Annotated in this window: 9 protein-coding genes; 4 read left to right on the top strand and 5 right to left on the bottom strand. The window is 40.8% G+C overall.

The features are described 5' to 3' along the window. Window positions 1-129: 129 nt before the first annotated feature. Window positions 130-1887, bottom strand: coding sequence for an ATP-binding protein (locus LPH68_RS24245; RefSeq protein WP_008018576.1), 1758 nt, complete (start codon window positions 1885-1887; stop codon window positions 130-132). A gap of 29 nt (window positions 1888-1916) precedes the next feature. Further along, a complete protein-coding gene (locus LPH68_RS24240) occupies window positions 1917-2390 on the bottom strand; it encodes a helix-turn-helix domain-containing protein (protein WP_151923875.1) in 474 nt (157 codons plus the stop codon). Window positions 2391-2609: 219 nt separating this feature from the next. On the opposite strand from LPH68_RS24240, the gene LPH68_RS24235 reads away from it, so the two are divergent. Beyond that, complete coding sequence (locus tag LPH68_RS24235; protein ID WP_008644935.1) at window positions 2610-2873, top strand: hypothetical protein; 264 nt, start codon at window positions 2610-2612, stop codon at window positions 2871-2873. A gap of 496 nt (window positions 2874-3369) precedes the next feature. On the opposite strand, the gene pnp is transcribed toward LPH68_RS24235, so the two are convergent. Beyond that, a complete protein-coding gene (pnp, locus tag LPH68_RS24230) occupies window positions 3370-5496 on the bottom strand; it encodes a polyribonucleotide nucleotidyltransferase (RefSeq protein WP_004311937.1) in 2127 nt (708 codons plus the stop codon). 196 nt (window positions 5497-5692) lie between these two features. Here pnp and LPH68_RS24225 point away from each other — a divergent pair, with 196 nt between their 5' ends. From LPH68_RS24225 to LPH68_RS24215, 3 genes are all read left to right on the top strand, one after another. Beyond that, window positions 5693-6844 carry a TlpA disulfide reductase family protein gene (locus LPH68_RS24225; protein WP_004316642.1) on the top strand — a complete coding sequence of 384 codons (1152 nt, stop codon included), beginning with the start codon at window positions 5693-5695 and terminating at the stop codon, window positions 6842-6844. A gap of 181 nt (window positions 6845-7025) precedes the next feature. Then, window positions 7026-7490, top strand: a complete 465-nt coding sequence (gene greA / locus LPH68_RS24220; RefSeq protein WP_032811363.1) for a transcription elongation factor GreA — start codon at window positions 7026-7028, stop codon at window positions 7488-7490. Window positions 7491-7541: 51 nt separating this feature from the next. Then, on the top strand, window positions 7542-7934 hold the full coding sequence (locus tag LPH68_RS24215; protein WP_004316638.1) for an HIT family protein: 393 nt from the start codon (window positions 7542-7544) through the stop codon (window positions 7932-7934). 136 nt (window positions 7935-8070) lie between these two features. Here the strand turns inward: LPH68_RS24215 and LPH68_RS24210 are convergent, their stop codons facing one another. After that, complete coding sequence (locus LPH68_RS24210; RefSeq protein WP_004316636.1) at window positions 8071-8970, bottom strand: DMT family transporter; 900 nt, start codon at window positions 8968-8970, stop codon at window positions 8071-8073. A gap of 3 nt (window positions 8971-8973) precedes the next feature. Then, complete coding sequence (locus LPH68_RS24205; RefSeq protein ID WP_008026143.1) at window positions 8974-10290, bottom strand: MFS transporter; 1317 nt, start codon at window positions 10288-10290, stop codon at window positions 8974-8976. Between the last annotated feature and the right edge of the window lie 223 nt (window positions 10291-10513).

The following is a 10513-nucleotide window of genomic DNA, read 5'->3' as shown; positions in this document are numbered from 1 at the left end:
GCTTAAAGATACAAAAAAGGCAACTAACTCGCAATGAATTAGTTGCCTTAAATTTTATTATTTTAGGAATATCCCTAGGTAAAATGGATGAACCGCAAACCTTACAATAACATTTATGGTACTTATTTCTTAAGAAAGAGTTACCTCCTCCAATAAAACAAGCTCCCAGCTACGCCAAACAATAGTAATTAACTTCAGTTCACCTTTCGCCTTGGCTTCTGCCACCAGCTCATCTTCACTATAACGAAGTAACTGTTCGCGCGCCTCATCAGCAAGGGCACGTATTTCTTTTTCCGAAGCACCGGCTTTTGCATATTTCACCTCAAGCAGATAGGTGAAAGGAGGAAGTACGGGAACCGACAGACTAGGTTTGAAGAAGAAATCTGCAAAGCCTTTATTCAATTCGTATTCCGGATAAAGTTGATAATAACGATACATTCCTAAATAAGCAAGCAAGAAGCCTTTAATGTGCGCTTCACCTTCAATATATTCACGAATACGGCTTTGCTCACGAACAGCGTTGGCGATAAAATCGAACAAAGGTTTCCAATCTCCTCTGAAAGCCATATTCTCAAATAAAGCACTCATCTTGTTCATGTCTATTTTAAAGATATCATGCTTGATGTAGCCTTGTATCAAGAAGTTAAAAAGCTGTTCTCTTACAACTAAATTCGGTACATGCAGGATGGGTCTTCCCACCATATCTACACCTTTGATGGAAAGAAGTCCGAAATAGAATAATAAAGACTTGAAATTACTGGGGTCCGTCATCTCCAATGCAGAAAAATGAGTAACAATGTCAGTAATAATCTCTCCTTGCTCGGCTATTTCCTTTATAACAGAAAAATTCTCTCCCAATCCATGATCTAATTTTATCAAGTATGCCAACTTGTTAAAGTCAGTGCGAATGTTAGGGTCTACAATTTCTTTAGGCTTTTTATGATGAAGTACAAAAGATTTCAGAAAATAAAGTGCCATGTCAGAATTAAACATACACTGTTCCAATGTATCTTCACTAAAGCAATAATTGTCATAATTGGGTTTCATCATGGCAACTATTTCATCTATAGATTCTTGAAGTACTCCCTGCTCTTTATAATATTCCAGCATCTCACGCAACTCATTCTCACTGAATCCAACCAAATCATTAAACCATGAATCATTTGTGATATTGGTTCCGATGTTAAAGCCACTAGTTACATCATCCATCGTCACCGGACTCACTCCGGTAATAAACAACCGTTCAAGAGCAGCTCCGGTTCCGGTAGTGGCAGATTTTATCACGTTAAAGAAGCCACGAATAAAACCTTCGCCATGCGTTGCTTTCCTGTAAAACTCCGTACCGTAAGTTGAAAGAATGGTATTGGTGAAATTATCGTATTCATCAATAAGTAAATAAATACGAATATTTTTCTTACGGGTAGCATAGGAATTAACCGCAGACAGAAAAGCACCGGGTTCTTCTTGTATTTTCTCATCAAGAACATCCCAAATTTCTTTTCCTAACAAATCTTCATACTTAAAGACAAAATCTTTAAGTTTGCTACAACAATGTAGCTTAAACGATAGTTCTACTTCGTTGACATTGGAACTCACTTCCGAAAAATTAAATCGCATGATGAGAAACTGATTGTGAAGCTTCGTCGGATGCTGACCTATGTATAGCTGACCAAACAACTCGTCAAACTGTTCAGCATGATTTACGTCATAATAGGCCTCTAACATAGCCAAAGTCAGACTCTTCCCAAATCTACGAGGACGTATCAGAAACAGATAAGGCGGTTGCATCTCTATTTTTTCAATGAACATTGTCTTATCTACATAATAATAATTCTCTTTCTGAATTCGGCTAAAATCAGTTATTCCGTAAGGTATTTGTTTCATCATATTGCGATTCCTTTCAATTTATCTGTCTCTTATTTCTGCAGACTTTTTTCAATATTCTGCAAACGGCGTTCTAATGCTGCATACTTTTCATCCTTTTCTTTTAAAAGACGCTCGTAGAGTTCAGTGATTTTGTCGATAAGATTGAAGTTGTTAACTCGACTATCATTAATACTATCTTCGGTATCAGACTTAACTATACCCATGCTGATGTTTGCCCCACCTGCACTTTGTTCTGAATTATTCACCGTATTATTTTCAAACACCACCGTCTGTGCATCCTCCTCCAAAGTCTTGAGATAATCGAAAGGGACATTCAATGCACGTGCAAAGCGTTGCAACATCTCATCATCAATCACCTTCATCTTCTCATATTTAGAAACAGCAGGTTGTGAGAGATGTACTAATTCACTCAAACCCTCCTGGTTCATATTCTTTTCAATACGGGTACGACGTATATTGCGTCCGTGATGGACTCTCCCAATTGTCAATTCTTCTGTTTCCATTTTTATTTTCTTTCTTTTTAAAATCCAACAAATATACAAATGAAAAGTTTCGCTCGAAGCAAATATACGAAAAAAACGAATAGATGTGATAATATGGATAAAAGGAATATTACAACCTGACAAATAGAATAAAATGAATACTTCAAACAGCGCATAATGTGTTAAATTATCACGAACTTTACCGCACGAAAGGGCAACAAAACAAAAGAGCAAGTGAAGATGAAAAGAATATTGACAAGCAAAGAATACAGGTTCATAAAAGGGCTCAAAGAATTGATGACTAAATACAATGCAGTGATCTCTACAGATGCACAAGGAAAAATTGAGATTGTTGTGAATGAAGACGACGAATCATTTGATTTTGAAACAGAAAGCACGATCTATTTAGGAGAATGTTTTTCGGATGATGAGCTAAATGAATTACTGGAAAAGAACTTAGCACACATAATACGAATAAAAGAGGAGTATAAAACAAACTTGTAAACGGATTTATATAATTGAAAAATCATTAATCCAAATTTCTATATAAACACCCCACCAGATTTCTTTAGAACCAACGGCCTCTTCCTTTTAAAGGAAGGGGTCGTTCCTTTAAAAGGAGTGAAGCTTTGGTTTTAAAGCAAGAAAAACGACCTTATTAACTGGTATATTTGCCTGTATCATAAACTTTTTAAATAAAAAAGCTCTTTCAAAGAAATTTTTCTCATATCTTTGCGACGTGTTAAGTTAATAAATTGATTAAGGTCGATTTTTGACTGTTTCGAATCGGGAAGTATGGGGGTACTTTCCGATTCTTTTTTGGGGAGGATATAATAAGGTGTCTTTCATCTTTTTAAAGGTTTTAATAAACTGGATAAATCTAATATATACTAACTCTATATATAAAACAGTTCAACTCCGGAGGATACTAATAAAAAAGAAGGCTGTTTCAAAATTAAATTTGAAACAGCCTTCATTATATATAGAAGCTATCGCTTTCTTACTTCTTTTCCGGTCTTGGCAACAATACCTTGCGTGAAAGTTTGAATTTGCCAGTTTTCGGATCGATATCAATCAGTTTTACCTCGATTTCATCACCTTCTTTGATTCCGGCTTCTTCTACTGTTTCCAGACGTTTCCAGTCAATTTCGGAGATGTGCAGCAAACCATCCTTGCCCGGCAAGAATTCGATAAATGCACCATAAGGCATAATAGAACGAACTTTACCTTTATAAACTTCGCCTACTTCAGGAACAGCAACGATTGCTTTAATCATGCGCATTGCATCATCAATACATTTCTTGTTTGTTCCGGAAACTTCGATGCGTCCCATACCATCAATTTCTTCGATAGTAATCACAGCACCAGTTTCTTCCTGCATACCTTGGATGATCTTTCCACCAGGGCCGATCACAGCACCGATGAATTCTTTAGGAATTGTCATCGTTTCGATACGTGGAGCATGTTCTTTCAGGTCGGCACGTGGTTCAGCAATTGTTTCAGTAATCTTATTAAGGATATGCATACGTCCTTCTTTAGCCTGGTTCAAAGCACGTTCCAGAATGTCATAAGACAGACCGTCTACCTTGATATCCATCTGTGTAGCAGTGATACCGTCTTTTGTTCCGGTCACCTTGAAGTCCATATCTCCCAAGTGGTCTTCGTCACCCAGGATATCAGACAATACAGCATATTTTTCTTCGCCCGGATTCTTAATCAATCCCATAGCGATACCCGATACCGGTTTCTTGATCTTCACACCTGCATCCATCAATGCCAATGTGCCGGCACATACGGTAGCCATAGAAGAAGAACCGTTAGATTCGAGGATATCTGAAACCACACGTACTACATACGGATAGTCAGCAGGAATCTGTCCTTTCAAAGCACGCCAAGCCAAGTGACCGTGACCGATTTCACGACGGCCTACACCACGTTGTGCTTTTGCTTCGCCTGTAGAGAAAGGAGGGAAGTTATAGTGTAACAAGAAACGTTCTTTTCCGTGTTCCAAAACATCGTCGATAATCTTCTCATCCAGTTTTGTACCCAGAGTAACAGAAGTCAATGACTGTGTTTCACCACGAGTAAAGATAGCAGATCCGTGAGGGCCAGGCAGAGGACCTACTTCACACCAGATCGGGCGGATTTCGGTAGTCTTACGACCATCCAGACGCTTACCTTCGTCAAGGATAGAACGGCGCATGGCCTCTTTTTCTACATCGTGGTAGTAACGATCGATCAATGCAGCCTTTTCGTCCAATTCTTCTTCAGAGAATTGAGCTTTGAATTCTTCGCGGATCGCTTCGAAAGCAGCAAAACGTTCGTGTTTGTTATTGTTTCCGGAAGCAGCAACTGCGTAAGCCTTGTCGTAACATGCTTCGCGAACAGCCTTGCGCAAGTCTTCGTCGTTTACTTCGTGGTTGTATTCACGTTTTACAGTTTTTCCAACCTCTTCAGTCAACTCCATCTGCGCTTTGCAATGAATCTTGATAGCTTCGTGAGCCACTTTCATTGCTTCCAGCAATTCAGCTTCAGATACTTCATGCATTTCACCTTCTACCATCATGATGTTCTCATAAGTAGCGGCTACCATCAAGTCCATGTCAGCTTTTTCCAGTTGTTCAAAAGTAGGATTGATAACGAACTGACCGTCGATACGTGCTACACGCACTTCAGAGATCGGTCCGTTGAAAGGAATATCTGAAACGGCAAGTGCTGCAGAAGCGGCAAGTCCTGCCAATGCATCCGGCATATCCACACCATCAGCAGAAAAGAGGATGATGTTCACATATACCTCTGCGTGATAATTATCGGGGAATAAAGGACGGAGAGCACGGTCTACAAGACGGCAAGTAAGAATCTCATAATCAGAAGCTCTACCTTCTCGCTTGGTGAAACCACCAGGGAAACGGCCGAATGCCGCAAATTTTTCTTTGTACTCTACCTGTAAAGGCATAAAATCTGTTCCGGGAACTGCATCTTTAGCGGCACAAACAGTAGCTAACAACATGGTGTTGCCCATGCGAAGCATTACAGAACCGTCTGCCTGTTTTGCCAACTTTCCCGTCTCGAGTGTGATGGTTCTTCCATCAGGTAACTCGATTGTCTTAACAATTGGGTTAATCATAAAAATTGTTTTATCTATACTTTTTCTTTCAAAATTCCTGCAAAGATATACATTTATCGTGGTAATCAGGTGGAAATGAGGTAAAAAGTTAGTGGTGAACTGATTTTTTTTCAAAATTAGGATGAAGAACCCGGCAAAATGCTTTGACTAATCTCGAAAAGAAGTATATTTGCATCTCGTTAATAACACACACTATATGAAAAAGGTTACTTTTGCAGCGCTCGCCGCACTTACTATTACTGCTTGTAGTTCCGGTCCTAAATTCCAGGTGAACGGGGATGTATCAGGAGCCGACGGTAAAATGCTTTATCTCGAAGCTTCCGGTCTGGAAGGTATTGTTCCACTCGATTCAGTGAAGCTGAAGGGGGAAGGTACATTCAGTTTCAAGCAGCCTCGTCCCGAATCACCCGAATTTTATCGCTTGCGGATTGACGACAAAATCATCAATTTTTCTGTAGATTCTATCGAAACAATTCAGATCAAAGCGCCGTATGTGGATTTCTCCACTACTTACACGGTGGAAGGTTCGGAAAACAGCAACAAGATAAAAGAGCTGACGCTGAAGCAGATCCGCCTGCAAAAAGAGGTGGACGACTTGCTGGCAGCTTTACGCAGTAACAGAATGGGGCATGATGTATTTGAAGACAGTCTGGCAACGTTGCTCAACAATTACAAGGAAGATGTCAAAGTGAACTATATTTTCGCTGCTCCCAACACGGCAGCCGCTTACTTTGCCCTGTTCCAGAAACTCAATAATTATCTGATATTCGATCCGTTGAACAATAAAGATGATGTGAAATGTTTCGCTGCTGTCGCTACGAGCCTCAACAATGCGTTCCCTCATGCCGTACGTTCCAAGAACCTTTATAATATTGTAATTAAGGGGATGAAGAACACGCGCCAGCCACAGGCGAAAGCATTGGAGATTCCTCAAGAGAAAATTGTGGAAACCGGCATTATCGACATCGCCCTGCGTGACGTGAAAGGAAATGTGCGCAAACTGACCGACCTGAAAGGAAAAGTCGTATTGCTCGATTTCTCTGTATTCCAGTCGCCTGCCGGTTCTCCTCACAACCTGATGCTTCGCGAACTATATAATGAATACGCAAAACAAGGACTGGAAATATACCAAGTATCTCTCGATGCGGACGAACACTACTGGAAAACTGCGGCAGACAACCTTCCCTGGGTTTGTGTACGCGATGGAAACGGAGTATATTCTACCAACGTAGCTGTATATAATGTTCGTCAAGTTCCATCTATCTTTTTGATTAACCGTAACAACGAATTAAAGCTTCGCGGCGAAGATATCAAGGATTTGGAAGCAGCTGTCAAGTCATTGCTCTAAGTTGTTATAATTTAGCATATTTCATTTAAATATGTTACATAGCATCTTTTTTCACTTGACACGTATCACTTAAAAGTCTATCTTTGCAAAGAAATAATGATAAGAGGGTTCCAACATGGCTCATGTTGGAATTCTTTTTTGTTTATATGACCATTTAAAACAATTAAAGGAGGAAAACATCATGGCTTATATGTCAGAAGAAGGTTACAAGAAACTGATGGCGGAACTGAAGGAACTGGAAACAGTGGAACGCCCGAAGATCTCTGCGGCAATAGCCGAAGCCAGAGATAAAGGAGACTTGTCGGAAAATGCAGAATACGATGCCGCCAAAGAGGCGCAGGGTATGCTTGAAATGCGCATCAACAAATTGAAAGCTACCATTGCAGACGCAAAAATCATTGATGAATCTAAGCTGAAAACAGATTCTGTACAGATTTTAAATAAAGTGGAACTGAAGAATGTAAAGAACGGTATGAAGATGACTTATACCATCGTTTCCGAAAGTGAAGCTAACCTGAAGGAAGGAAAGATTTCCGTTAACACCCCGATTGCACAAGGTCTGCTTGGCAAGAAGGTGGGTGATGTAGCCGAAATCACTGTTCCACAAGGCAAAATTGCATTGGAAGTAGTAAACATATCAATTTAACGTAAAGGCAGGTCTCCTTGTGGGGCTTGCCTTCATTTATCAATAAAAGTTATGGCAACAATATTCAGTAGAATCATCGCAGGCGAAATCCCCTGCTACAAGGTGGCGGAAAACGAAAAGTTTTTTGCGTTTCTCGATATCAATCCGTTGGTAAAGGGACATACATTGGTGGTGCCCAAACAGGAAGTAGACTATATTTTCGATTTGAGCGATGAGGACCTGGCTGCTATGCATGTATTTGCAAAGAAAGTGGTCCGTGCCATTGAAAAAGCTTTCCCCTGTAAAAAGGTGGGCGAAGCGGTTATCGGACTGGAAGTTCCTCATGCACATATTCATTTAATTCCTATTCAAAAGGAATCGGATATGTTGTTCTCGAATCCGAAACTGAAATTGTCGGATGAAGAATTCAAGTCCATAGCACAAGCGATCAACTCCTCTCTATAAAACATGATGATGAAATAAGCAAGAGCGTTCTGTGAAGGACGCTCTTTTTTTGTTCCATGCCTTGAAACAAAGTGTTCCTCGGTGTGAAACGAAGTGTTCCTCACCGAGGAACAACCTGTTCCACACGGAGAAACTTTTATCGTTCCTTGCTTTCGGCAACTTCTACCAAATAAACTCCGATACAGATAAAAATAATGGCAAACGTCTGCGTCCAGCTAAAACGGTCTTGTCCCAAAGCAAGGGAGGCAATAGTTGCCACAATCAGAATCAGATAACCATAAATGGCAACCACCGTTGTCTTCAGATATTTCAAACCGACAGGCAACAACATATAACTGATAGTGGTCGGGAAAATCAATACGAACATCAGGATAAGGAAAGGTGTCCAATGGAACGGCATGGAGAATACCGGGGCATCAAATCCCGTAATGAACGTTACTATTATAGCAGATACAGCAGCACCGGAAAAAGTATAGCGCAACATGGTTATTGCTCCGATAGCAGTCAAGATACGCTGACTAAGAATCAGATAGACAGCATATACCACAGAGCTAAGAAGACAAAGCATATTTCCCGTGAAAGCATCGGACGCCAAATCATCACTTTGCTGGGTTAAAATACAAACCAATGCTCCTATCAGACCGATAGAAATTCCTATTATTTTTTTTGTGGTCGCCTTCTCCTTATAAAAGAATATCATCATGAGAAAAACCCAAATAGGCTGGAGACTGGTAAAAATAGAACTGGAAACAGGAGTCGTTTTACTCAATCCGGCCAGGTAAAGAAACATAAAGCCATAAAGTCCCAAGGCCCCCAACAGGAAAAGGAGCCATTTATCTTTGGCGGATGATTTTTCCGGAGGCATAAACCACCCGATTACCCAAAAGGCTGCTGCTGCAAACGTGCAGCGAAGGGTTGCTCCTGTCAGCGGACTCATCCACAAAGGCAGAAGATACTTCAGGGCATTCATATTTAACCCGCTAAAAACTTTCGAGACGGCCATGCTAAGATTGGCTTCCAGTTTCTTATTCTTCATTTTTTATTTCAATTGGTCGTTAAACAAAAAGGTATGACGGCGCCGATATGCCCAGAAAAGAGTGACAACAGTAATCAGCAGATTAAAGATAAACGGAAACTCTTGCGATTGGGTATGGAATACCCACTGGAAAAAATCGACGATAAAGGGATAGAGCAAAATAGCCAGGTAGTTCATCATCATCACAAATGCCAAAGCTAATGTGGTCTTTTGCGGTAATGCGGTCTGCGTGGTCTTGTCATAAAGCATGGGCTGGATAATGCCATACCCTAAACCGACCAGAATACACCCGGGAATAATCAACCACTCTATCGGAGCTATCCAGATTAATAATAGTCCCAATGCCATCGACAACAGGCTATATGCCTTCGTACGTTCTTTAAGCAAGCCTACAATTTTATCCAGACAGAAGCCCGGAGCCGTGATAGCCAGGAAGAAAAGCGAAATCATCAGTCCGGAATTACCACTGGAGAAATGATGCTTTTCCATTAAGAAAGGCAGATTGAAGATCACTACTATTACGATATATGTAATCACCCCATAGAAAAGCATCAGTTCTATCAGATGCTTGATGTGAATACCATATTTACTGCCTTCAATGTCTATGGCAGACTGTCGGGCAGCTTTGCTGTCGTCCGCTGAACTCGTCTCCGGCACAGTCACCGTCGCTGCATTCGCAGTTGCTACATTTGCCGCCGTAGTAGTAGCAGTATCAGACGAAGAAGATGCCGTTAAAGCGGCTTCTCCGGACCGGTCTTCTTTCAAATGTCCCACCAGCAGAATGGAAACCAACGGAAGAAGATAAACAAGAAAAGGCAGGTGCCAACTGACTTCTGCCAGATAGCCCGTCACGGCAGTTGCTATCACTAACGTAAAATTAGTTATGGCCGAACTCAACCCGAACTGTTTCACCCGATAAGTTCCCACAAAATATCTGGAAACCAATCCGGTAGACAAAGGGATAATAAGTCCGGACCCGATGCCGAGCAGAGCACTAACCACAATCAACTGCCACATTCGATTGGATATCAGATACAGAACACCGCTTGCGGCAAAAAGCCAGAGTCCGACTTTCAATACACGGACATAATCGACTTTCTCCGTCAGTTTACCACCCAGCAATATAAAAGGTATGATGAGCAATGATGGCAGTGATGTCAACATCTGTATGTCCAGATCCGTAGCTTTCGGAAATATCTTTGTAAGGTCACCCAATATAGGTGAAACAGCGAGTCCCGGCAATGAAGTCAATGCCGAAATAGACCAAATGGCAATTAAAGTGATAAGAGGAATTGTTCCTCGTCCCGTCTGTATCTTCATAATGCTTATTCGTTAAAAGTTTAGGTTTGAAGAAAACAATAGTCGCTTTATAAAGTTCATTTATTCACCACAGAGGAGGACGCAGAGGATACAGAGGGGAATCTTGTTCATGCCGGTACCGTTTTGAATAAAATAATGGAGTATTCTGGAAACGTTGTGGCAAATCTGAAAAAGATGATTGAGTTTTTAAGATTCCCCGTTATCCTGTCTCTTATACACATCT

This window comes from Bacteroides sp. 1_1_30 (assembly GCF_020982715.1).
GTDB classification, from domain to species: Bacteria; Bacteroidota; Bacteroidia; order Bacteroidales; family Bacteroidaceae; genus Bacteroides; species Bacteroides xylanisolvens.
Note: the sequence above shows the minus strand (reverse complement) of the source record. Positions and strands in the feature narration are given on the sequence as shown.